Genomic DNA, 22804 nt, shown 5'->3' on the forward strand with positions numbered 1-22804 from the left:
GTCCATAGCGCCGCGAAGGCCCCTTCCCGGGCGGGAAGGGGCCTTCGTCGGTCGGCGGTCGGGGCGTCAGCCCTTCGGCAGGCGCTCGAGCTGGGCGGTGATGCGGACGATGTCCGCCTCGGCGGTCTCGAGCCGGGTGCGGATCTTGTCGACGACCTTCTCGGGGGCCTTGGCGAGGAACGCTTCGTTGCCGAGCTTGCCGGTAGCCTGTGCCTTCTCCTTCTCGGCGGCGGCGAGGTCCTTGGCCAGGCGCTTGCGCTCGGCCTCGATGTCGATCGCGCCGGAGAGGTCCAGGGAGACGGTCGCCCCGGCGACGGGCAGCGAGGCCGTGGCGGCGAAGTCCTCGCCGGCGGGCTGGAGGCGGAGCAGCGAGCGCATCGCGGCTTCGTGCGCCGCGAGGGCGGTGCCGGTCAGGTCGAGCTGGGCCGGGACCCGCTGGCCGGGCTGGAGGCCCTGGTCGGAGCGGAAGCGGCGGACCTCGGTGACGACCTGCTGGACCGTCTCGATCTCCTTCTCGGCGCCCTGGTCGCGGAAGCCGCTGTCCTTGGGCCAGTCGGCGACGACGACGGACTCCTTGCCGGTGAGCGTGGTCCACAGCGCTTCGGTGACGAAGGGGACGACCGGGTGGAGGAGGCGCAGGGTCGTGTCCAGGACCTCGCCGAGGACACGGGCCGAGACCTCGGCGGCGCGGCCGCCGCCCATGAACGTGGTCTTGGACAGCTCGACGTACCAGTCGAAGACCTCGTCCCACGCGAAGTGGTAGAGCGCGTCGGAGAGCTTCGCGAACTGGTAGTCGTCGTAGTACGCGTCGACTTCGGCGACGGTGGCGTTCAGCCGGGAGAGGATCCAGCGGTCCGTCGCCGACATCTCGGCGGGGTCGGGGAGCGGGCCCTCGACGGTCGCGCCGTTCATCAGCGCGAAGCGGGTGGCGTTCCAGATCTTGTTGGCGAAGTTCCGGGACGCCTGTACCCAGTCCTCGCCGATCGGCACGTCCGTGCCGGGGTTGGCGCCGCGGGCGAGGGTGAAGCGGACGGCGTCGGAGCCGTACTCGTTCATCCAGTCCAGCGGGTCGACGACGTTGCCGAAGGACTTCGACATCTTCTTGCCGCGCTCGTCGCGGACCAGGCCGGTCAGTGCGATGGTCTTGAACGGCACCTCGCCGTCCATCGCGTACAGGCCGAACATCATCATCCGGGCGACCCAGAAGAAGATGATGTCGTGGCCGGTGACCAGGACGTCGGTGGAGTAGAACTTCTCCAGGTCCGGGGTCTTCTCGGGCCAGCCCAGGGTGGAGAAGGGCCAGAGGCCGGAGGAGAACCAGGTGTCCAGGACGTCGGTGTCCTGGGTCCAGCCCTCGCCGCTGGGCGGCTCCTCGTCGGGGCCGACGCAGACGACTTCGCCTTCGGGGCCGTACCAGACGGGGATGCGGTGGCCCCACCACAGCTGGCGCGAGATGCACCAGTCGTGCATGTTGTCGACCCAGTCGAAGTAGCGCTTCGACATGTCCTCGGGGTGGATCTTCACGCGGCCGTCGCGGACGGCGTCGCCGGCGGCCTGCGCGAGCGGGCCGACCTTGACCCACCACTGCATCGACAGTCGCGGCTCGATGGTGGTGCGGCAGCGGGAGCAGTGGCCCACGGAGTGGGTGTACGGGCGCTTCTCGGCGACGATGCGGCCCTGCTCGCGCAGTGCGGAGACGATCGTGGAGCGCGCCTCGAAGCGGTCCAGGCCCTCGAAGGGGCCGTGCACGGTGATGACGCCGCGCTCGTCCATGACGGTCAGCGACTCCAGGCCGTGGCGCTGGCCGATGGCGAAGTCGTTGGGGTCGTGGGCGGGGGTCACCTTGACGGCGCCGGTGCCGAACTCCGGGTCGACGTGGGTGTCCGCGACGACGGGGATGGTGCGGTCGGTCAGCGGCAGCTTGATGCGCTTGCCGACGAGGTGGGCGTACCGCTCGTCCTCGGGGTGGACGGCGACGGCGGTGTCACCGAGCATCGTCTCGGCGCGGGTGGTGGCGACGACGAGGGTCTCGTCGCCCTCGCCGTACTGGATGGAGACGAGCTCGCCGTCGTCCTCCTGGTACTCCACCTCGATGTCGGAGATGGCGGTCAGGCAGCGCGGGCACCAGTTGATGATGCGCTCGGCGCGGTAGATCAGCTCGTCCTCGTAGAGCCGCTTGAAGATGGTCTGCACGGCCTTGGAGAGGCCCTCGTCCATCGTGAAGCGCTCGCGGGACCAGTCGACGCCGTCGCCGAGGCGGCGCATCTGGCCGAGGATCTTGCCGCCGTACTCTTCCTTCCACTGCCAGACGCGGTCGACGAACGCCTCGCGGCCGAGGTCGTGGCGGGACTTGCCCTCCTCGGCGAGCTGCTGCTCGACCTTGTTCTGGGTGGCGATGCCGGCGTGGTCCATGCCGGGCAGCCACAGCGCTTCGAAGCCCTGCATGCGCTTGCGGCGGGTGAGGGCGTCCATCAGCGTGTGCTGGAAGGCGTGGCCGAGGTGGAGTGAACCCGTGACGTTCGGCGGCGGGATCACGATCGTGTGAGCCGGCTTGTCGCTCTCGGCGTGGGCCTCGAAGTAGCCGCGCTCTACCCAGCGCTCGTACAGCGGCCCCTCTACGTCGGCCGGCGCGTACTGGGTCGGCAGTTCTGCGGGGGTGCTGTTCGGCCCGGAAGCAGGGCTCTTCTGAGGTGTCTCGGTCACGCCGCTCAGTGTACGGGCGCGCATGTAGCAGTCTCGAATCGGTTTGGCCCCCGGGGCACGAGTGGTGCCTGGTGTCGTACAGGATGTGAGCAACGCATAAAGCTGTCCGTTGTTCTGTTGTCACGAGGGGAAACCGCTCCATGAGCTACAACCAGCCGCCACCCGGCCCTTACGGGCAGCCTCAGCAGCCGGGACCGTACGGTCAGCCGCAGCCGCCGCAGGGCCCGCAGCCGGGCTACGGCTACCCGCAGCAGGGCGGCACGGTGCCCCCGGTGCCTCCGCAGCCGGTGCCCGGCGCCCCGGTGCCCCCGCAGCAGGGTTACGGCGGTCAGCCCCAGGCCCCGTACGGCCAGCCGCAGGCGCCGTACGGTCAGCCGCAGGCCCCTTACGGCCAGCAGCAGGCTCCGTACGGTCAGCAGCAGCCCGGCCAGTTCCCGCAGCAGGCCCCCTACGGGCAGCAGCCGCAGTACGGCCAGGTCCCGCCGCCCGAGGACGGCAGCGGCAAGGGCAACGGCAAGAAGATCGCCCTGATCGCCGGCGCGGTCGTGGTCGTGGCCGCGATCGCGGGCGGCGCGATCGCCGTCTTCGGCGGGGGCGGCGGCCTGGAGAACGACGGCCCGCACAAGCTCACGACGCCGGGCACGGCCGCCGGGTACAAGCTGGTGCCGGGCTCGGGGCGGACCTCCGCCGGCGCGGACGGCATGTCCAAGAACCTGCCGATGACGGACCCGACCTCGGTGCAGGGCGTGTACGCGCCCGGTCTGGAGCCCAAGAACGGCCTGGTGCTGCAGGGCTCCTACGGCACGATGAAGGACCCGGGCACGGCCCTGGACGCCTTCTTCCTGTACATGCAGAAGCAGGCCACCAAGGACGGCAGCGACGCGGAGCTGGTCGGCACGCCGGAGGAGTTCACGCCCGAGGGCGGCGAGGGCGCGCTGGTGAAGTGCCAGACGGCCAAGGCCAAGGAGCCGAAGCCGGGTGAGGTGTCGGAGGTGCCGATCTGCGCCTGGGCCGACTACAGCACCTTCGGCGTCGTCATGCCGGGCGAGAAGAACTCGGCGCGCGACCTGGAGTCCGCCGCCGGTCTGCTCGGCAAGGTACGCCAGGACGTCCGCGTCAAGAAGTGACCCCGCGGACCGCGTGACACGGAGCGGTGACACGAGAGGGGGCTCCCGGCCGGTGCCGGGAGCCCCCTCTCGTCCGCCTGGTGCGGGCTACGCGCTCTTCTCGTGGTGCTCGCCCGACTCGCCGCCGCGGTTGCGCGGGACCAGCGTCGGGTTCACGTTCGAGTGAACGGCCTCCTCGGTGATGACGACGCGGGCCACGTCCTTGCGGGACGGCACCTCGTACATCACCGACTGGAGCACCTCCTCCATGATCGCGCGCAGACCACGGGCGCCCGTGCCGCGCAGGATCGCCTGGTCGGCGATGGCCTCCAGCGCCGGGCGGTCGAAGTCGAGCTCGACCCCGTCCAGTTCGAAGAGCCGCTGGTACTGCTTGACCAGCGCGTTCTTCGGCTCCATCAGGATCTGCAGGAGCGCCTCGCGGTCGAGGTTGTGCACCGAGGTGATCACGGGGAGCCGGCCGATGAACTCGGGGATCATCCCGAACTTCACCAGGTCCTCCGGCATGACCTCCTGGAACTGGTCCTTGGACTCGATCTCGCGCTTGGAGCGGATCGTCGCGCCGAAGCCGATGCCCTTGGCGCCGGCCCGGGACTCGATGATCTTCTCCAGGCCCGCGAACGCGCCGCCCACGATGAACAGCACGTTCGTCGTGTCGATCTGGATGAATTCCTGGTGCGGGTGCTTCCGGCCGCCCTGCGGCGGGACCGAGGCGGTGGTGCCCTCCAGGATCTTCAGCAGCGCCTGCTGGACGCCCTCGCCGGAGACATCGCGCGTGATCGAGGGGTTCTCGCTCTTGCGGGCGACCTTGTCGATCTCGTCGATGTAGATGATGCCCGTCTCGGCCTTCTTGACGTCGTAGTCGGCGGCCTGGATGAGCTTGAGGAGGATGTTCTCCACGTCCTCGCCGACGTACCCCGCCTCCGTCAGCGCCGTCGCGTCGGCGATGGCGAACGGGACGTTCAGCATCCGGGCGAGCGTCTGCGCGAGCAGCGTCTTGCCGGAGCCGGTCGGGCCGAGCAGCAGGATGTTGGACTTGGACAGTTCGATGCCCTCGTCATTGCCGCGCGCTCCGCCGTTCTCGCCCGCCTGCACCCGCTTGTAGTGGTTGTAGACGGCGACCGAGAGCGCCTTCTTGGCGGCCTCCTGGCCTACGACGTAGCCCTCCAGGAACTCGTAGATCTCCCGGGGCTTGGGCAGTTCCTCCCAACGCACCTCGGAGGTCTCGGCGAGCTCCTCCTCGATGATTTCGTTGCAGAGGTCGATGCACTCGTCGCAGATGTACACACCAGGACCCGCGATGAGCTTCTTCACCTGCTTCTGGCTCTTCCCGCAGAACGAGCACTTGAGCAGGTCGCCGCCGTCACCGATGCGTGCCACGAGGTGCTTCCCCTTCGCCTGGGATCCGCATTGCTCCTACGGACCCGGGTGCTTGCCTATCGACGGTACCTTGCCGGGCCCCCGCTGCGGGCCCCCCTTGAACCGACTCGGCCGACTCGGTACAAGGGGGAGCCACTCCGGCTCAAGTCGCGACCAGCGCGATCAATCGAACGGTCAAACCGAAACGGAACTCTTCCGGGTCGACACGATCTGGTCCACAAGACCGTACGCGAGGGACTCCTCGGCCGTAAGAATCTTGTCGCGCTCAATGTCGTCGCGGATCTTCTCGATCGGCGTGGTGGAGTGCTTGGCCAGCATCTCCTCCAGCTGGGTCCGCATGCGCAGGATCTCGTTGGCGGCGATCTCCAGGTCGGAGACCTGACCGCGGCCCGTCTCGCTGTACGGCTGGTGGATCAGGATGCGGGCGTTGGGCAGCGCCATCCGCTTGCCGGGGGTGCCGGCCGCGAGCAGCACGGCGGCGGCGGAGGCCGCCTGGCCCATGCACACGGTCTGGATGTCCGGCTTCACGAACTGCATCGTGTCGTAGATCGCGGTGAGCGCCGTGAAGGAGCCGCCGGGCGAGTTGATGTAGATGGAGATGTCGCGGTCGGGGTCCATCGACTCCAGGCACAGCAGCTGCGCCATGACGTCGTTGGCGGACGCGTCGTCGATCTGCACGCCGAGGAAGATCACGCGCTCCTCGAAGAGCTTCGCGTACGGGTCGTACTCCCGGACGCCCTGCGAGGTGCGCTCCACGAAGCGCGGAACGATGTAGCGCGACTCGGCCTGAGGGCCCTCGTACAGGCCGCTGCCGGAGAAGTTGTTCATCTGGGTGTTCACCGTCCTGGTGGCGATCAAGTGGGCTGGGGTCGGCTGCGGGGTGAGTGGACCGGGCCGTCAGGCGCCGGTGCCGCCCCCGCCCGGGACGCCGGCGGCGGAGCCCATGACGTCGTCGATGAGGCCGTACTCCTTGGCCTCGTCGGCCGAGAACCAGCGGTCGCGGTCGGAGTCGCGGGTGATCTGCTCGACGGTCTGGCCGGTGTGGAAGGCGGTCAGCTCCGCCATCCGCTTCTTGGTGTGCAGCAGCCGCTCGGCGTGGATCTTGATGTCCGACGCGGAGCCCGCCAGGCCCGCGGAGGGCTGGTGGATGAGGATCTCGGCGTTCGGCAGCGCGAAGCGCTTGCCCGGGGTGCCGGCGCTCAGCAGGAACTGGCCCATCGAGGCGGCGAGGCCCATGGCGATCGTGACCACGTCGTTCTTGATGTACTGCATGGTGTCGTAGATCGCCATGCCGGCCGAGATCGAGCCGCCCGGGGAGTTGATGTAGAGGTAGATGTCCTTCTCCGGCTCGGCGGCCAGGAGGAGCAGCTGCGCGGTGATCTTGTTGGCGATGTCGTCGTCGACCGGCTGGCCGAGGAAGATGATCCGCTCGCCGAGCAGCCGGTTGTAGACCTGGTCGCCGAGGCCACCGAAGGTCGGCTCAGCGGCGGCGGAAGGCATCGGGATCGTCACGTGTCCACCTGCTCGTTGTCGGACGGCTTTTCAGGACCGTCTCAGCGTCGTCGTCTGGGGCGCGGGACCCGGCGCCGTGTTGGTGCCCCGGCGCGGTGTCGGAAAGTCCCCTGCCCACGTATCTACGGACCCTAACGCGCTGGTCGGCGGGCGCCATCCCGCATCGAGAACTGTTCGCTCTGAGCGCAGGTGCGCGGGGGCTCCCGGGGCCCGGGGGACACGCCGGTACACGACGGGCCCGGACCACGCGCGTGTGCGTGGTCCGGGCCCGTACGCCGACGTGCTGCGGCGGCCGCGGGAGCCGCCTTCGGCCGGCCGGAGCCGGCCGCGGGACTTACTTGGCCTCGTCCTCGGCCTGCTCGTCCTTGGCCTCGGCGGCCTCGGCGGTGGCGTTCTCGACGGCCTCGACGGTCTCGGCGGTCTCGTCCTCGTCGTCCAGGTCGACGACCTCACCGTTGGTGTCCTTGACCGTGGCGGCCTCGACGACGACCGCGAGGGCCTTGCCGCGGGCGACCTCGCCGACGAGCATCGGCACCTGGCCGCCCTCGACGACGGCCTGCGCGAACTGGTCGGGGGACATGCCGGAGGACTGCGCGCGGCGCATGAGGTGCTCGGTGAGCTCCTCCTGGCTGACGTTCAGCTTCTCCTTGTTGACCAGCTCGTCGAGGACGAACTGGGTCTTGATGCCCTTCTCGGCCTGCTCCTTGGTCTCGGCGTCGAACTCTTCCTCGGTCTTGCCCTGGATCTCCAGGTACTTCGCGAGGTCGAGGCCCATCTGGCCGAGCTGGTGGTTCACGAGGTTGTGCTTGCGGGTCTCGATCTCGTCCGCGAGCAGCTTCTCGGGGATCGGGACCTCGACGAGCTTGAGCAGCTCCTCCAGGACCTTCTCCTGGGCCTGGGTGGCCTGGTCGTACTTCTTCATCTGCGCGAGGCGCTTGCGGCTGTCGTCCTTGAGCTCGTCAAGGGTGTCGAACTCGCTGGCCAGCTGCGCGAAGTCGTCGTCCAGGGCGGGCAGTTCCTTGGCCTTGACCTCGGTCACCTTGACCGTGACCTCGGACTCCTTGCCCGCGGCGGAGCCGCCCTTGAGCTCGGAGGTGAAGGTGGCCTCGCCGCCGGCCTCCAGGCCCGTGACGGCCTCGTCGATGCCGTCCAGCAGCTCGCCGGAGCCGATGGTGTAGCTGACGCCCTCGGCGACGCCGTCCTCGAGGACCTCGCCGTCGACCTTGGCCTGCAGGTCGATCGTCACGACGTCGCCCTCGGCGGCGGCGCGCTCGACGACGGAGGTGGAGGCGAAGCGCTCACGGAGCTGCTCGACCGACTTCTCGACGTCCTCGTCCGACACCTCGATGGCGTCGACCTCGACCTCGATGCCGGAGTAGTCCGGGATCTCCAGCGCCGGGCGGATGTCCACCTCGGCGGTGAAGGCCAGCAGCTCGCCGTCCTTCAGCTCGGTGATGTCGACCTCGGGCTGGCCGAGGACGTTGAGCTCACCCTCGTTGACCGCCTCGGTGTAGAACTTCGGGAGCGCGTCGTTGACGGCCTCCTCCAGCACCGCACCGCGGCCGAACCGCTGGTCGATCACGCGGGCCGGGACCTTGCCCTGGCGGAAGCCCTTCACCGTGACCTGCTGGTTGATCTTCTTGTACGCCGCGTCGAGGCTGGGCTTGAGCTCCTCGAAGGGCACCTCGACAGTGAGCCGAACCCGGGTCGGGTTCAGGGTCTCCACGGCGCTCTTCACGGTTCGGTCTCCTTGGGGCTGACTTCTGGGGTTCTGCTGGAAGATCCCCCGGCCTTCGAGACGCGCGTGGCGTATCGGGCCCGGCGGATCGCGCCCGGTAGACCTGAAAAAGAGGGCACACGGACGCGCAGCTTGCATAGTAACCGCAAGCACGACGCGCCCCACAATGCGATCTTGGGGACGCCCGTCCGGGCAGGCCGAGCAGGGACTGCTGATGTGATCATGAGGATGGCTGGAAAGCCGCATGATGGTCGGGGTGGCCGGATTCGAACCGACGACCTTCCGCTCCCAAAGCGGACGCGCTACCAAGCTGCGCCACACCCCGTCGGTGCGACACGTAGGGTACATGCCCGCAGGCCATGCGGCCCCCAGTTATCCGAGGGACGAGTGGGGTGTGCGGCGGACCGCCCCGACCCGCTACGATGCTCACCGTGCCGGAGGCCGCTCGACGGTCCACGGCGCATGCGGGCGTAGCTCAATGGTAGAGCCCTAGTCTTCCAAACTAGCTACGCGGGTTCGATTCCCGTCGCCCGCTCCAGGACCGAAGGCCCGGCCGCGCGCAGGACAGCGCGGCCGGGCCTTCGGCGTATCCGGGGTCATGCGGCGCCTGGCCGTTCAGGGGGCGTGCGCGGGCCGGCGCGCTGGCTAGGCTGCGCGCATGGAGATCTGGGTCAACCCTGCGTGTTCGAAGTGCCGGTCCGCCGTGGAGCTGCTGGACGAGGAGGGCGCGCAGTACACCGTGCGCCGCTACCTGGAGGATCCGCCGAGCGCGACGGAGCTGCGGGCCGTGCTGGAGCGGCTCGGGCTGGAGCCGTGGGACATCACGCGTACGCAGGAGGCCGTGGCCAAGGAGCTGGGCCTGAAGGACTGGGAGCGGACGGCGGACGCCCGGGAGCGCTGGATCGAGGCGCTGGCCGCGCACCCGAAGCTGATCCAGCGGCCGATCATCACCGCGGACGACGGCAGTGCCGTGGTGGGTCGCAGCGAGGAGTCCGTACGGGACGCGCTGGGCCGCGGCGGGCGCTGAGCGGCGCGCGTACGGAGCGGGCGGCGCCGGGCCGCGGGGAGCCGGTCCGGTGCCCGTTCGTGCTGGTCAGAAATGCGTGCCGGTCAGAAGGATATGTTGTTGATCGTGTCCGCCACGGAGACGAAGAACCGGTTCACGGACGGGGCGATACCGGTGGACGCGAGGAAGAAGCCGAAGAGGATCGCGACGATCGCCGGCCCCCACTTCAGCGTCTTGTTGCGCAGCAGCACGATGAGGATGATCGCCAGCAGCACCACTACAGACAGCGAAAGTTCCACAACTGATCAACCCCTTGGTCGGAATGCCACACCGGCCCTGGAAGCATGCAGCCGTGCACACCCCCGCCGGCACCCATCGTGCCACCAACTGTCTTCCCGGTGGAGACGAGTGACGAATCATCGGCCAAGGCTTTACGCACTTCCCGTGCCCCTATGCCTTCAGGTCAGCTCTCCGGCACCGGCCCGCGCAGGGCATTGAAGGAGTCCCGCGATGATCTCCGATTCGGCCTGATCATTTCCGTGGGGCGGGATTCCGCTGTCGCGCGCATACCCCTCTCACGTCTGCGAATTCGAATTCCGGGAACATGATTTCGTGAGGCGCACCACTCGAACGGACCACCACAGAGTAGGACATTCCGTCCGGGACGTTCGCGGCGCCTATGCCCCGATTAGTCGGGATGATTCCGTACAGAACGGGCACCCAGCAGCCTGTGAGCGGCCGGCGCGAGAACGGCCGGATCTTCTCGCCTTCCCCACATCTCCGCGGGTAGCTGCAGAAATAGCGGAGAAATAAGAAGACGGTTTTACGCAATCTCCGGTTCACCACTAAGGTGCCTCAGATGTTCCACGGCGATCAGCGAAGCCCGCTCCCCCCGGCCAAGGAATCGACCGCCACGGCCGCCCCGCCGGCCGAGAAGACGGCCACTCCCGGCGCACCGGCCGGGAAGCCGGCCGGTGCTGGCACGGCGCGGAAGAAGGTCCGTGATCCCTTCTTCGACAACGCCAAGTACCTGGCGATCGTGCTGGTCGCAATGGGTCACGCCTGGGAGCCGCTGACCGACGGCAGCCGTGCCGCCGAGGCGCTCTACATGGTCGTCTACACGTTTCACATGCCGGCGTTCATCATCATCTCCGGCTACTTCTCGCGCAGTTTCGACATGCGCAAGGACCGGCTGCAGCGGCTGATCACCGGCGTCGCCGTGCCGTACGTGCTCTTCGAGGTCGCGTACAGCTTCTTCAAGCGCTGGGCCGACGACGACCCCGGCCACCCGATCAGCCTGCTCGACCCGTGGTTCCTGACCTGGTTCCTGGTCGCGCTGTTCATCTGGCGGCTCACCACGCCGCTGTGGAAGATCGTGCGCTGGCCCGTCCCGCTGGCCCTGGTCATCGCGATGCTGGCGTCGGTCTCGCCGGACATCGGCGACGACCTGGACCTCCAGCGCGTCCTGCAGTTCCTGCCGTTCTTCGTCATCGGGCTCTTCATGAAGCCCGAGCACTTCCAGTGGGCGCAGCGCCGCGCGGTGAAGTGGGCCTCGCTGCCGATCTTCGCGTCGGCGCTGGTGATGGCGTACTGGGCCGGACCCCGGATGACCTCGGCGTGGTTCTACCACCGCGACAGCGCGCAGGAGCTGGGCGCGCCGTGGTGGTCGGGCCTGGTGATGACGCTGGCCCTGTTCGGCTGCTCGGCGGTGCTGGTGACCTGCTTCTTCGCGTGGGTGCCGAAGCGGCAGACGTGGTTCACGGTGCTGGGCGCCGGCACGCTGTACGGCTATCTGCTGCACGGCTTCCTGGCGAAGGGGTCGCGCTTCTGGGGCTGGTTCGACGACTACCAGTGGCTGCACACGCCGCTGGGTGAGATCGCGGTGACGGTCATCGCGGGGGCCGTGGTCACCGCGCTGTGCACGCCGCCGGTGCAGCGGGCGTTCCGCTGGGCGATGGAGCCGAGGATGGCCTGGGCGTTCAAGAAGGACCCGGCCGAGACGGCGCGGGCGCGCGGGACCGCCGACACGGCGGCGTAACCGGCGCCCTGTACGGGCTCTCGAGGTGCGGGAGCGGCAGTGATGCCGCTCCCGCACCTTTTGCGTTCCGGCGGCTCCCGAACGGTCCGGAGCCCCCTCCAGAAGTCGTTTGGTAAACTAACTACATACGCTCTCTTGACCTTATCTTGACCATTGCCCTCGCCCGAGCCCTGGAGGAGCCATCGGACACACGGAGACCCTCATCGCCATGGGCGGCGCCTTTCTGGCCGCCGCCGTCCTCGCCCGCGTCGGCAACCGCATCGGCCTGCCGACCATCCCCCTGTTCATCCTGGCCGGCATCCTCCTCGGCCCGCACACCCCCGGCATCGTCCTGGTCGCCGACCCGCACGACCTGGAGATGCTCTCCCTCCTCGGCCTGGTGCTGCTGCTCTTCTACCTGGGCCTCGAGTTCCACATGGACGACCTGAAGACGGGCGGCCGCAAGATGGCCCTGGCGGGCGGCGCGTACCTCGCGCTGAACGTCGGCGCGGGCCTCGGCTTCGGCTTCGCGCTCGGCTGGGGCACGGCGGAGGCGCTGGTACTGGCCGGAGTCCTCGGCATCTCGTCCTCCGCGATCGTCACGAAGGTGCTGGTCGACCTGGGCCGGCTCGGCAACCCCGAGACCCGCCCGATCCTCGGCATCATCGTGGTCGAGGACATCTTCCTCGCGCTGTACCTCGCGGCCCTGCAGCCGGTGATCTCCGGCGCCGACTCGATGGCCGCCGCCGTCGGGGACGCCGGCAAGGCGTTCGGCTTCCTGCTGCTGCTCGCGGCGGCGGCCCGCTGGGGCACGAAGCTGATCGGCCGCCTCATCGCCACTCGCGACAACGAACTCCTGGTCATCTCCTTCCTCGGCGCCGCCGTCCTGGTGGCCGGGGTCTCGGAGTGGTTCGGCGTGGCCGACGCGATCGGCGCGTTCATGGTCGGCCTGATGCTGGGCAGCACGAGCTCCGGGGCGCGCATACGGGAGCTGGTGCATCCGCTGCGGGACGCGTTCGGCGCGATCTTCTTCTTCGCCTTCGGGCTGTCCATCGCCCCGGGCGACCTGCCGACGGTGCTGTGGCCCGTGCTGGCGGCGGTCGCGGTGACGCTGCTGATGAACGTCCTCGCGGGGATCGTCGTCGCGCGGCTGTACCGGTTCGGGCCGCGGCCCGCCGCGAACATCGCCACCTCGCTGCTGGCCCGCGGCGAGTTCGCGCTGATCCTCGCGACGATGGCCGCGACGGCGGGGCTGGACGAGCGGCTGTCGCCGTTCATCGCGGGGTACGTGCTGATCCTGGCGGTACTGGGACCGCTGGCGGCGGGGCGTGCCAACTGGCTGGCGCGCGTCCTGCCGGGGCGTGCGGCGCGGAAGGACGCGGCGGCACCGGCACCGGCCGAGCCGGTGGCGGCGGGCCCGGGCGGCGCGTAACGCCGGCGCTCAGTCCCGGCAGATCAGCAGCAGCGCGCGGTCGTCGTGCACGTCCTTGGCGACCGCCTCGATCAGATGCCAGGCGGCACCGGCGAAGCCGGCGGTCACATAGCGGTCGGCCTCGCCGGTGAGCCGGTCGATGCCCTCGGCGATGTCCCGGTCGGCCGCCTCGACCAGCCCGTCGGTGAAGAGCATCAGCACGTCACCCGGGCGCAGCGTGCCCTTGATCGGGTCGAAGTGGGCGCCGTCCATGATGCCGAGCAGCGGGCCCTCGGCCGCCTTCTCCTCCCAGCGGCCGCTGCCCGCGCTCAGCTGGAGGGCCGGCGGATGCCCGGCGGAGAACAGCTCGTAGTCCCCGGACTCCAGGTCCAGTACCAGGTGGATGGCGGTCGCGAAGCCCTCGCTCCAGTCCTGGCGGAGCAGATAGCCGTTGGCCGCGGGGAGGAAGCCGTGCGGCGGCAGCGAGCCGAGCAGGCCGCCGAACGCGCCCGAGAGGAGCAGCGCGCGGGACGCGGCGTCCATGCCCTTGCCGGAGACGTCCGTGAGGACGACCTCCAGGATGTGGCCGCCGTGGGTGCGCGAGGCGACGACGAAGTCGCCGGAGAAGGACTGGCCGCCGGCGGGGCGCAGCGACATCTCGCGGTGCCAGCCGGGCGGCAGCTGCGGCAGCGCGCTCTGTACGCGGATGCGTTCGCGCAGGTCGAAGAGCATCGTGCCGCCGCGCCGCCACGGCACGCCCACGCGGCTGCGGAACTGTGCGATCAGCAGCCCGAAGAGGCCCACGGCGGCGACGACCAGGACCGTGCCGGGCGTGATCCGGTTCGGGCCCTGCTCGTACGGGCCGAGGACCGCGGCCTCCACGATCAGGGCCACCGCCGCCGTGCCGTACAGGGCCAGCAGGCTGGAGGGGCGCAGCAGCAGGCCGCCCGCGACGATGGGCAGGACGAGGGCCGCGGGGGCGATCCAGTCGGGGTGCCAGACGGTGCCGCCGGTGATGGCCGGTACGGAGATCAGCAGGGCGGCCAGCGCGACCCAGTCGGAGCCGTCGCCGCGGAAGTAGTCGACCATGGCCTTGCGCACGCCGATGCGAGCCCGGTGCATCGCCTTGCGCATCCGGGCCGTCAGGGTCTCCGCTGCCGCGCCGCTCGCCATTGCCCCGAGACCATATCCACCCCTTTGGCGGCGCGTCGATTCGCGGCACACCGCCGAGGGCAATTGCCAGGAAAATGTGTTCGAAATCCAGTCGCGTCCGCGAGTCGCCGCCTGCTACGCATGGCGTATGACGACACAGCTACGGACGCTGCGCGCGGCCGAATGGGACGGCTGGTACGGCAAGTTGGAGCGCGCCTTCGGGGGCCCGCCGGAGGCTCCCGAAGAGCGTGCGCTGTACCGGGACCTCACCGAGGTGGACCGGTCGATCGGGGTGTGGGACGGGTCCGAGGTGGTGGGCACGGCGGGCGCGTTCTCCTTCCGGATGAACGTGCCGGGCGGGACGCTGCTGCCCGCGGCCGGCGTCACGATGGTCAGCGTGCAGCCGACGCACCGGCGGCTGGGGCTGCTGACGGAGATGATGCGGCAGCAGCTCGACGACGTACGCCGCCGGGAGGAGCCGCTCGCCGTACTGACCGCGTCCGAACCGGTGATCTACGGCCGGTTCGGATACGGCATGGCCACCCGGCAGGCCGCGCTGCGGGTGGAGACGAAACGGGTCGCGCTGACGCTCCCCGACGGCACGGACGGCGTACGGCTGCGGCTCGTACCGCCCGCCGAGGCGGTGGCCGACTGCGAGCGGGTGTACGCGGCGGTGGCCGCGCGGCGCCCCGGGATGCTCGCCCGACAGCCCGGCTGGGAGCGGCTGCCGCTGCTGGACGTGGCCGCCGACCGGGAGGGCGCGGGGGAACTGCTGTGCGTGCTGGCGGAGGTGGCCGGCGAGGTGCGCGGGTACGCGCGGTACGCGGTCAAGGCGGAGTGGAGCCCGCGCGGCCCGGACGGCACGGTCAAGCTGCGCGACATCGAGGCGCTGGACCCGGTGGTGCGCGCCGCGCTGTGGCGCTATCTGCTCGACATCGACCTGACGTCCGTCCTGGTCAGCCACAACCGTCCGGTCGACGAGCCGCTGCTGCACATGGTCTCCGACCTGCGGCGGTGCGAGGTGCGGGTGCGGGACGGGCTGTTCCTGCGCCCGGTGGAGGTGGGCGCCGCGCTCTCGGGGCGCACGTACGCGGCGCCGGTGGACGTCGTCCTGGAAATCGAGGACACGTTCTGCCCGTGGAACGAGGGCCGGTGGCGGCTGTCGGGCGACGCGAAGGGGGCCTCCTGCGAGCGGACGACGGACGCGGCGGATCTGGCGCTGTCGGTACGGGAGTTGGGGGCGGCGTACCTGGGCGACACGTCGCTGAGCACGCTGGCGGCGGCCGGACGGGTCCGCGAGCTGCGGCCGGGGGCGCTGGCCGAAGCGTCTGGAGCCTTCGGCTCCGACGTGGCACCTTGGCTGCCGCACGGGTTCTGAGGGCGCGTCCTCAAACACCGGACGGGCTGGGTGGGGGCTTGCGCCCGCAGGGCGCAGCTCAGGGGCGCGGGGAACTGCGCGAGCGGCCACGACGGCGCGGCAGTCGGGTGGCGGCCCGGTGGGGCAGGACGTGGCCGCCCGGTCAGGCCACCTGGCAGCTCGGGCACCAGAACAGGTTCCGCCCCGCCAGCTCCGCCATGCGGACACCCGTGCCGCAGAGATGACACGGCTGCTGCGCCCGGCGGTACACGTACACCTCGCCGCCGTGGTCGTCGACGCGCGGCGGCCGGCCCATGGCCTCCGGCTCGTGTTCCGGCCGCACCGTGTCGATGCGGTTGTTGCGGACGCCCTCACGCATGAGGACGACCAAGTCCGACCAGATCGCGTCCCATTCGGAGCGCGTCAGATCGCGGCCGAGGCGGTACGGGTCGATTCCGTGCCGGAAGAGGACCTCGGCGCGGTAGACGTTGCCGACGCCGGCGATGACCTTCTGGTCCATCAGCAGCGCGGCCACCGACGTACGGCTGCGGGAGATCCGCCGCCAGGCCCGCTCCCCGTCGTCGTCGGCGCGCAGCGGGTCGGGCCCGAGCCGGTCGTGTATCGCCTGCTTGTCGGCGTCTGTGACCAGCGCGCAGGCCGTGGGCCCGCGCAGATCCGCGTAGTACCGCTCGTTCAGCAGCCGCAGCCGCACCGTGTCGGTGGGCGGCGGCGCCGGCGTCGTGCCGAAGCCGAGCTTGCCGAAGAGCCCGAGGTGGATATGGACCCAGCCGGTCGCGGCGAAGCCGAGGAAGAGGTGCTTGCCGTGCGCCTCGGCGGCCTCCAGGACCTGCCCGTCGACCAGCGCGGCGCCGTCGGCGAACTTGCCCTGCGGGCTGGCCGCGCGCACGGCCCGGCCGCCGAACCTCTCGAAGTGGTCGGCGGCCAGCCGGTGGATCGTGTGCCCCTCGGGCATCGTGCGATCAGTCCTGTCCTGCGGCTCAGCCCTGCTGCGGGTGGTGCGCCGGGATCGCGGGCAGCTCGCCGGTGGTCTCGTACGCGGAGAGCATCTCGATGCGGCGGGTGTGCCGCTCCTCGTTGCTGTACGGCGTGGCGAGGAACGCCTCGATGAACTTGGTGGCCTCGTCCTGGGTGTGCATCCGCCCGCCGACGGAGATCACGTTGGCGTTGTTGTGCTCACGCCCGAGCTTGGCGGTCTCCTCGCTCCAGGCCAGCACGGCCCGTACGCCCTTGACCTTGTTGGCGGCGATCTGCTCGCCGTTGCCCGAGCCGCCGATCACGACGCCGAGGCTGTCCGGGTCGGCGGCGGTCTTCTCCGCGGCCCGGAGGCAGAACGGCGGGTAGTCGTCCTGGGCGTCGTAGATGTGCGGGCCACAGTCGACGGGCTCATGGCCATTGGCCTTCAGCCACTCGACGAGGTGGTTCTTCAGTTCGAAACCGGCATGATCGGAGCCGAGGTACACGCGCATGCGACGAGTGTGACACGGCCGGGTCCGGGTAAGCGCCGTTGGGTCTCCCTATGAGTCTGCGGGACGAAACTCCGACGTTACGTCTCGTACATAAGTTCGCCGTACAAACGCACGAAGACGTTAACGATCCGGATTCAGCTCTTCCCCTCGGCGGTCTTCCGAAGATCTCATCCAGGGGCTCGACACATCCGTGAACCATTACAAGGACGGTGCACATGGGCGCGCACCCGCCGACCACGACCGCCAAGCCGGCCACCGGCGACCCCGCTGACGGCCGGTCGCCGGAGGGCCTGCAGGCAGGGCTCAAGAACCGCCATCTGTCGATGATCGCCATCGGCGGAGTGATCGGCGCCGGCCTCTTCGTGGGCTCCGGCGCCGGCATCGCGGCCGCCGGCCCCGGCATCCTCCTCTCGTACGCGCTGACCGGCTTGCTGGTCGTCCTCGTGATGCGGATGCTCGGCGAGATGGCCGCGGCCTCCCCCACCTCCGGCTCCTTCTCCGCCTACGCCGACCAGGCGCTGGGCCGTTGGGCGGGCTTCACCATCGGCTGGCTGTACTGGTTCTTCTGGTCGGTCGTGCTGGCCGTCGAGGCGACCGCCGCGGCCGCGATCCTCACGAGCTGGGTCCCGGCCGTCCCGCAGTGGGCCTGGGCGCTGCTGGTGATGATCGTGCTGACCGGTACGAACCTGATATCCGTCGGCTCCTTCGGCGAGTTCGAGTTCTGGTTCGCCGGCATCAAGGTCGCCGCGATCGTGATCTTCATCGTGGCGGGCGCACTGGCCGTCTTCGGGCTGCCGCCGGGCGACGAGGCCGTGGGCATGGCCAACCTCACCGGTCACGGCGGCTTCCTGCCGCACGGCCCCGGCGCGATCCTCTCCGGGATGCTGCTGGTCGTCTTCTCCTTCATGGGCAGCGAGATCGTCACCCTCGCGGCCAGCGAGTCCCCCAACCCGGTGCAGGCCGTCCGCAAGGCCACCAACAGCGTCATCTGGCGAATCGCGATCTTCTACCTCGGTTCGATCGCGGTGATCGTCACGCTGCTGCCGTGGAACGACAAGGCCGTCGAGAAGAGCCCGTACGTCGCCGTCCTGCAGTCGCTGGACATCCCGTACGCGGGCACGGTCATGGACGTGGTCGTACTGACCGCCGTCCTCTCCTGCCTCAACTCCGGCCTCTACACGGCCTCCCGGATGGCCTTCTCGCTCGGCGAGCGGGGTGACGCGCCGAAGTCCTTCACCCGCGTCAACAAGGGCGGCGTCCCGTCGGTCGCCATCTGGGCGTCGGTCGCCTTCGGCTTCGTCGCGACGATCTTCAACTACGTCGCGCAGGACACCGTCTTCCAGTTCCTGCTGAACTCCTCCGGCGCGGTCGCGCTCTTCGTGTGGCTGGTCATCTGCTTCTCGCAGCTGCGGATGCGACGTCGGATCGAGCGGGACATGCCGGAGCGGCTGACCGTACGGATGTGGGCGTACCCGTACCTGACGTACGCGACGATCGCCCTGATCGTCTTCGTCGTCGGCTACATGTTCTACAACCCCGAAGGCCGCCAACAGATGATCATGTCCGTACTCGTCGGACTGCTCGTACTGGTCGTCGGCCTCATCCGCGACCGCCGCCGCGCACGCGCCTGACAACACTCCGGGCAGCTCCCCCCCACCCTCCCCCCCCCGCTGTGGGCAATCGTTCCGCTGGGCTGGGGGTCCCCCCTGCTCCGCAGGAGCTTGGGGGAGGGTGGGCACAGCGGAACCGGCCACCGGGCCGCACCCGGAAACGCACCGGGCCCCGCACCCCCACAAGGGGTACGGGGCCCGTCGCGTACAACCAGAAGCTCAGCCCCGGCGCCCGACCAGCTTCCAAGCCGTCGGCAGCGCGCCCATGGCGAGAACGGCCTTCACCGCATCCCCGATCAGAAACGGCACCAGCCCGGCCGCGACGGCCTGACCCATCGACATGCCCGTGGCCATCGCCAGATACGGCACGCCGACCGCGTAGATCAGCGCCTCACCGACCAGCATCGTGCCCGCCGTGCGCAGCACCCCGCGGTCCCCGCCGCGCCGGGCCAGCGCGCCCACCACGGTCGCGGCCAGCAGCATGCCGAGGACGTACCCGAAGGAGGCACCGCCCGCACCGGCCTGGCCGCCGGCGAACCACGGCACGCCCGCCATGCCGACCAGCGCGTACAGCGCGAGCGAGAGGAAACCGCGGCCGGCGCCGAGCGAGGCGCCGACGAGCAGCGCGGCGAAGGTCTGGCCGGTCACCGGCACCGGCGAGCCCGGCACCGGCACGGCGATCTGGGCGGCGACGCCGGTGAGCGCGGCACCGCCGAGCACCAGCGCGGCGTCGCGGACGCGGGCGCGCGGGGCGGTGGCGGCGGGCAGCAGGTCGGCGAGGACCGCGCCCGGGCGGCTGGAGGCGGCGGCAAGGCTCATCGGGACTCCCCGGGGTGAAAGACAACAGGACCAGCGCGAAGCACGCTGCGCTCAGCATGTGCTTCGAACAGCGCTTTGAATCTAGACCAGCCACGGTCCACTGATCATCGTGCGACGGCGACAAACGCGTCACACCGCACTTGGCGGCTTCCGCACTTCTCCCACCTGGGGCCGGTGACCGGCCGATTGGCCGTTTCTCCAGGTCACGTGATGCTCGTCACGACTGACGGGCCGACCGTACGGGCATTTTGTGCTAGTGCGGCCCGGCCGGGGACACTGTGGAGTCCCCCCAACGTCCCCTGTGAGAGTACGAGCGCATGCACGACGCACCGACCACCTCCGGCACCGGCCCGACCGGTGGCACGGACAGCGGCGAACCCCTGTCCGGCGGACTGAAGCAGCGTCATCTGACGATGCTGGGCCTGGGCGGCGTGATCGGCGCGGGCCTGTTCGTGGGCTCCGGCGCCGGCATCAAGGTCGCGGGCCCGGGCATCGCGCTGTCGTATCTGATCGCGGGCGCGCTGGCGATGCTGATCATGCGGATGCTGGGCGAGATGTCCTCGGCGATGCCCGCCTCGGGCGCGTTCTCGGTGCACGCGGAGCGCGCGCTGGGCCGCTGGGCGGGGTTCAGCGTGGGCTGGCTGTACTGGTTCATGCTCGTGGTCGTGCTGGCCGTCGAGGCGACCGGCGCGGCACAGATCGCCAACGGCTGGGTGCCGGCGGTCCCGCAGTGGGGCTGGGTGCTGATCTTCATGCTCTTCTTCACGGGCGCCAACCTCGCCGCGGTCCGCAACTTCGGCGAGTTCGAGTTCTGGTTCGCCACGCTCAAGGTCGGCGCCATCGTCCTCTTCCTCGTACTGGGGCTGCTGGCGATCTTCGGGGTGCTGCCCCACACGGATTCCGTGGGCCTGACGAACCTCACGGGCCAGGGCGGCTTCCTGCCCAACGGCTGGTCCGGGGTGGTCTCCGGGGTGCTGGCCGTGGTGTTCGCGTTCGGCGGCCTGGAGGTCGTGACGATCGCGGCGGCCGAGTCCGACGATCCGGCGCGCGCGGTGGGCCGCGCGGTGCGCAGCGCGGTCTGGCGGATCCTGTTCTTCTACGTCGGCTCGATGCTGGTGATCGTGGCTCTTCTGCCGTGGTCCTCGATCGAGCCGGGCAAGAGCCCGTACGTGGCGGTGCTGGACCGGCTGGGGGTGCCGGGCGCGGGCCAGATCATGAACGTGGTCGTCTTCGTGGCGCTGCTGTCGGCCCTGAACGCCAACCTCTACGGCTCCTCGCGGATGGTGTTCTCGCTGGCCGAGCGGGGTGAGGCGCCGCGCGGGCTGCTGAAGGTGTCGGGCGGCGGAGTGCCGCGCCGGGCCGTACTGGCCTCGGTCGCCTTCGGCTTCATCTCGGTCCTGCTCAATCTGAAGTGGCCGGATTCGGTCTTCCTGTACTTGCTCAACGCGGTCGGTGCGGTACTGCTCTTCGTCTGGGGTCTGATCGCCGTCTCGCAGCTGCGGCTGCGCCGCCGGATCGAACGCGAGGCGCCGGAGAAGCTCACCCTCCGTATGTGGGGCTTCCCGTGGCTGACCTGGGTGGCGCTGGCCGGTATGGCGGCCGTGATCGTGCTGATGCTGGCCGACGCGACGGCCCGCCCCCAGCTGCTGTGGTCGGCCGGCGCGACCGCGCTGGTCCTGCTGATCGCGGGCGCGCGCGAGGTGCGGGACCGGCGCCGGTCAGCGGCCTGACCGACGCCCGCGGGTGAGACGCCGGTCACCCTCCGTCGCTGTCGATCACGCGTCGAGCGCGGTCGGTCACGATTCAGTCTGAATATCGAACAAGAAGTGCACGGCTGTTGTCCTGAGCGGACGCCCCACCCAAACTGAGCGGGCTCAAATGGATTTGCCTCAGCTCCGCTCTCACATACTGGGACAGGTACGACCATGAATCGGACACCTTCGTCCACTGCGCCCGAGCGCGGGCCGGCCGACCAGGCCGCAGGCGCCGGACCGGACGGCGGCACCCCGCTGTCCAACGGGCTCAAGCAGCGTCACCTCTCGATGATCGCGCTGGGCGGCGTGATCGGCGCGGGGCTCTTCGTCGGCTCCGGCGCCGGCATCGCGGCCGCCGGCCCCTCCATCGTCATCGCGTACGCCATATCCGGCTGCCTGGTCATGCTGATCATGCGCATGCTGGGCGAGATGTCCGCGGCCAACCCCGCCTCCGGCTCCTTCTCCGTGCACGCCGAGCGGTCGATCGGCTCCTGGGCCGGCTTCACCGCGGGCTGGATGTTCACCGCCCTGCTGTGCGTGGCCGTCGCCGCCGAGGCGCTGGGCGCCGCCGGCATCATGGTGGGCTGGTTCCCCGGCACCGAGCCGTGGATGTGGGTCCTCCTCTTCATGGTGATCTTCTGCGGCACCAACCTGGCCGCGGTCGCCAACTTCGGCGAGTTCGAGTTCTGGTTCGCCGCCCTCAAGGTCGCCGCGATCGGCATCTTCCTGATCCTCGGCCTGCTCGCCATCCTCGGCCTGCTGCCCGGCACGGACGCGCCCGGCGCCTCGCACCTCACCGGCGACGGCGGCTTCCTGCCCAAGGGCACGGACGGACTGATGGTCGGCCTGCTCGCGTCGGTGTTCGCGTACGGCGGCCTGGAGACGGTGACCATCGCGGCCGCCGAGTCCAAGGACCCGGTGCGCGGCGTGGCCCGCGCGGTGCGCACCGCGATGTGGCGCATCGCCCTCTTCTACGTCGGCTCGATGGCGATCATCGTGACCGTCATCCCGTGGAGCGCGCCGGAGATCGCGAAGACCGGCCCGTACGTCGCGGTCCTGGACTACCTGAAGATCCCCGCGGCCGGCCAGATCATGAACGTGGTCATCCTGGTCGCGCTGCTCTCCGCGATGAACGCCAACATCTACGGCGCGTCCCGGATGGCGTACTCGCTCACCTCCCGCGGCCAGGGCCCGAAGTTCCTGAGCAAGGTCAGCGGCGGCGTGCCGCGCCTCGCCGTGCTGCTCTGCTCGGCCTTCGGCTTCCTCACCGTGGTGTTCAGCATCCTGTGGCCGGACACCGTCTTCCAGTGGCTGCTGAACATGGTCGGCGCGGCGATCCTCGTGGTCTGGGGCTTCATCGCGGTCGCCCAGCTGAGGATGCGCCGCACGCTGGAGCGCGAGGCGCCGGAGCGGCTGGTCGTCCGGATGTGGGCGTTCCCGTTCCTCACCTGGGTGGCGCTGGCCGGCATCGCGGCCGTGCTGCTGCTGATGCTGCGGGACGAGGCGCAGCGCGTCCAGCTGTACTTCACCGGCGGCTTCGGGCTGGCGCTGGCCGCGATCGGCCTCGTACGGCAGAAGACGCGCGCCCGCGACTGACGCGCGCCACGTCCCCTTGAGGCGGGGGGGGGGGGCCCCCCGGGCCCCCCCCCCCCCCCCGCGGTTGTTACCGGGCCCCCCCCCCGTGCCGGCACCCCCCCCAGGGGGGGTTTTGAGGGGAGTTGCAACAAAATTGGA

18 protein-coding genes and 2 tRNA genes are annotated in these 22804 nt (G+C 70.0%); 9 read left to right on the forward strand and 11 right to left on the reverse strand.

Going from position 1 to position 22804, the window contains the following annotated elements; translation table 11 throughout:
• Window positions 1-66: 66 nt before the first annotated feature.
• The gene (locus tag ACIGXO_RS14010) at window positions 67-2703 is read right to left on the reverse strand and encodes a valine--tRNA ligase (protein WP_399785101.1); all 2637 of its coding nucleotides are present in this window, start codon (window positions 2701-2703) and stop codon (window positions 67-69) included.
• Window positions 2704-2843: 140 nt separating this feature from the next.
• Here ACIGXO_RS14010 and ACIGXO_RS14015 point away from each other — a divergent pair, with 140 nt between their 5' ends.
• Complete coding sequence (locus tag ACIGXO_RS14015; protein ID WP_399785103.1) at window positions 2844-3830, forward strand: hypothetical protein; 987 nt, start codon at window positions 2844-2846, stop codon at window positions 3828-3830.
• Window positions 3831-3917: 87 nt separating this feature from the next.
• Here ACIGXO_RS14015 and clpX read toward each other — a convergent pair whose 3' ends face one another.
• From clpX to ACIGXO_RS14040, 5 genes are all read right to left on the reverse strand, one after another.
• The gene (clpX, locus tag ACIGXO_RS14020; protein WP_030249684.1) at window positions 3918-5207 is read right to left on the reverse strand and encodes an ATP-dependent Clp protease ATP-binding subunit ClpX; all 1290 of its coding nucleotides are present in this window, start codon (window positions 5205-5207) and stop codon (window positions 3918-3920) included.
• A gap of 174 nt (window positions 5208-5381) precedes the next feature.
• A complete protein-coding gene (locus ACIGXO_RS14025; RefSeq protein ID WP_037800896.1) occupies window positions 5382-6047 on the reverse strand; it encodes an ATP-dependent Clp protease proteolytic subunit in 666 nt (221 codons plus the stop codon).
• Window positions 6048-6104: 57 nt separating this feature from the next.
• Entirely contained in the window at window positions 6105-6707 is a 603-nt protein-coding gene (locus tag ACIGXO_RS14030; protein WP_399785667.1) for an ATP-dependent Clp protease proteolytic subunit, read from the reverse strand.
• A 346-nt stretch (window positions 6708-7053) separates the two neighbouring features.
• A complete protein-coding gene (tig, locus tag ACIGXO_RS14035) occupies window positions 7054-8457 on the reverse strand; it encodes a trigger factor (RefSeq protein WP_399785108.1) in 1404 nt (467 codons plus the stop codon).
• 248 nt (window positions 8458-8705) lie between these two features.
• A tRNA-Pro gene (locus ACIGXO_RS14040) sits at window positions 8706-8782 on the reverse strand.
• Window positions 8783-8921: 139 nt separating this feature from the next.
• Here ACIGXO_RS14040 and ACIGXO_RS14045 point away from each other — a divergent pair.
• Window positions 8922-8995 (forward strand) — tRNA-Gly (locus ACIGXO_RS14045).
• 120 nt (window positions 8996-9115) lie between these two features.
• Window positions 9116-9484, forward strand: coding sequence for an arsenate reductase family protein (locus ACIGXO_RS14050; protein ID WP_399785111.1), 369 nt, complete (start codon window positions 9116-9118; stop codon window positions 9482-9484).
• A gap of 83 nt (window positions 9485-9567) precedes the next feature.
• Here ACIGXO_RS14050 and ACIGXO_RS14055 read toward each other — a convergent pair whose 3' ends face one another.
• The gene (locus ACIGXO_RS14055) at window positions 9568-9762 is read right to left on the reverse strand and encodes a hypothetical protein (protein WP_031062209.1); all 195 of its coding nucleotides are present in this window, start codon (window positions 9760-9762) and stop codon (window positions 9568-9570) included.
• Between the two features lie 560 nt (window positions 9763-10322).
• Here ACIGXO_RS14055 and ACIGXO_RS14060 point away from each other — a divergent pair.
• On the forward strand, window positions 10323-11501 hold the full coding sequence (locus ACIGXO_RS14060) for an acyltransferase family protein (RefSeq protein ID WP_399785114.1): 1179 nt from the start codon (window positions 10323-10325) through the stop codon (window positions 11499-11501).
• A 208-nt stretch (window positions 11502-11709) separates the two neighbouring features.
• Complete coding sequence (locus tag ACIGXO_RS14065) at window positions 11710-12912, forward strand: cation:proton antiporter (RefSeq protein WP_399785117.1); 1203 nt, start codon at window positions 11710-11712, stop codon at window positions 12910-12912.
• 9 nt (window positions 12913-12921) lie between these two features.
• Here ACIGXO_RS14065 and ACIGXO_RS14070 read toward each other — a convergent pair whose 3' ends face one another.
• Window positions 12922-14064, reverse strand: coding sequence for a PP2C family protein-serine/threonine phosphatase (locus ACIGXO_RS14070; RefSeq protein ID WP_399785120.1), 1143 nt, complete (start codon window positions 14062-14064; stop codon window positions 12922-12924).
• Between the two features lie 127 nt (window positions 14065-14191).
• Between ACIGXO_RS14070 and ACIGXO_RS14075 the strand changes: the two genes are divergently transcribed.
• A complete protein-coding gene (locus ACIGXO_RS14075; RefSeq protein WP_399785122.1) occupies window positions 14192-15421 on the forward strand; it encodes a GNAT family N-acetyltransferase in 1230 nt (409 codons plus the stop codon).
• 142 nt (window positions 15422-15563) lie between these two features.
• On the opposite strand, the gene ACIGXO_RS14080 is transcribed toward ACIGXO_RS14075, so the two are convergent.
• Window positions 15564-16373: an Fpg/Nei family DNA glycosylase gene (locus tag ACIGXO_RS14080; protein ID WP_399785125.1), complete on the reverse strand. Its 810-nt coding sequence runs from the start codon at window positions 16371-16373 to the stop codon at window positions 15564-15566.
• A gap of 25 nt (window positions 16374-16398) precedes the next feature.
• The gene (locus ACIGXO_RS14085; RefSeq protein WP_399785128.1) at window positions 16399-16887 is read right to left on the reverse strand and encodes a ribose-5-phosphate isomerase; all 489 of its coding nucleotides are present in this window, start codon (window positions 16885-16887) and stop codon (window positions 16399-16401) included.
• Window positions 16888-17102: 215 nt separating this feature from the next.
• Between ACIGXO_RS14085 and ACIGXO_RS14090 the strand changes: the two genes are divergently transcribed.
• A complete protein-coding gene (locus ACIGXO_RS14090) occupies window positions 17103-18518 on the forward strand; it encodes an amino acid permease (RefSeq protein WP_399785131.1) in 1416 nt (471 codons plus the stop codon).
• Window positions 18519-18716: 198 nt separating this feature from the next.
• On the opposite strand, the gene ACIGXO_RS14095 is transcribed toward ACIGXO_RS14090, so the two are convergent.
• Window positions 18717-19316, reverse strand: a complete 600-nt coding sequence (locus tag ACIGXO_RS14095; RefSeq protein ID WP_399785133.1) for a biotin transporter BioY — start codon at window positions 19314-19316, stop codon at window positions 18717-18719.
• A gap of 317 nt (window positions 19317-19633) precedes the next feature.
• Between ACIGXO_RS14095 and ACIGXO_RS14100 the strand changes: the two genes are divergently transcribed.
• Window positions 19634-21046 (forward strand): amino acid permease, encoded by a 1413-nt coding sequence (locus ACIGXO_RS14100; protein ID WP_399785136.1) that lies wholly within the window; start codon window positions 19634-19636, stop codon window positions 21044-21046.
• Between the two features lie 195 nt (window positions 21047-21241).
• Window positions 21242-22666 carry an amino acid permease gene (locus ACIGXO_RS14105; RefSeq protein ID WP_399785139.1) on the forward strand — a complete coding sequence of 475 codons (1425 nt, stop codon included), beginning with the start codon at window positions 21242-21244 and terminating at the stop codon, window positions 22664-22666.
• The last annotated feature ends 138 nt before the right edge of the window (window positions 22667-22804 follow it).

It is taken from the genome of Streptomyces sp. NPDC053542 (assembly GCF_044544685.1).
Lineage (GTDB): Bacteria > Actinomycetota > Actinomycetes > Streptomycetales > Streptomycetaceae > Streptomyces.

Excerpts from the sequence above, each read along its gene's own strand:
- ACIGXO_RS14050 (WP_399785111.1), top strand. The coding sequence starts at position 9,116 with ATGGAGATCTGGGTCAACCCTGCGTGTTCGAAGTGCCGGTCCGCCGTG.
- ACIGXO_RS14090 (WP_399785131.1), top strand. The coding sequence starts at position 17,103 with ATGGGCGCGCACCCGCCGACCACGACCGCCAAGCCGGCCACCGGCGAC.
- ACIGXO_RS14105 (WP_399785139.1), top strand. The coding sequence starts at position 21,242 with ATGAATCGGACACCTTCGTCCACTGCGCCCGAGCGCGGGCCGGCCGAC.
- ACIGXO_RS14030 (WP_399785667.1), bottom strand. The coding sequence starts at position 6,707 with ATGCCTTCCGCCGCCGCTGAGCCGACCTTCGGTGGCCTCGGCGACCAG.
- ACIGXO_RS14070 (WP_399785120.1), bottom strand. The coding sequence starts at position 14,064 with ATGGCGAGCGGCGCGGCAGCGGAGACCCTGACGGCCCGGATGCGCAAG.
- ACIGXO_RS14100 (WP_399785136.1), top strand. The coding sequence starts at position 19,634 with ATGCACGACGCACCGACCACCTCCGGCACCGGCCCGACCGGTGGCACG.
- ACIGXO_RS14065 (WP_399785117.1), top strand. The coding sequence starts at position 11,710 with ATGGGCGGCGCCTTTCTGGCCGCCGCCGTCCTCGCCCGCGTCGGCAAC.
- ACIGXO_RS14075 (WP_399785122.1), top strand. The coding sequence starts at position 14,192 with ATGACGACACAGCTACGGACGCTGCGCGCGGCCGAATGGGACGGCTGG.
- ACIGXO_RS14015 (WP_399785103.1), top strand. The coding sequence starts at position 2,844 with ATGAGCTACAACCAGCCGCCACCCGGCCCTTACGGGCAGCCTCAGCAG.
- ACIGXO_RS14060 (WP_399785114.1), top strand. The coding sequence starts at position 10,323 with ATGTTCCACGGCGATCAGCGAAGCCCGCTCCCCCCGGCCAAGGAATCG.
- ACIGXO_RS14080 (WP_399785125.1), bottom strand. The coding sequence starts at position 16,373 with ATGCCCGAGGGGCACACGATCCACCGGCTGGCCGCCGACCACTTCGAG.
- ACIGXO_RS14095 (WP_399785133.1), bottom strand. The coding sequence starts at position 19,316 with ATGAGCCTTGCCGCCGCCTCCAGCCGCCCGGGCGCGGTCCTCGCCGAC.
- ACIGXO_RS14085 (WP_399785128.1), bottom strand. The coding sequence starts at position 16,887 with ATGCGCGTGTACCTCGGCTCCGATCATGCCGGTTTCGAACTGAAGAAC.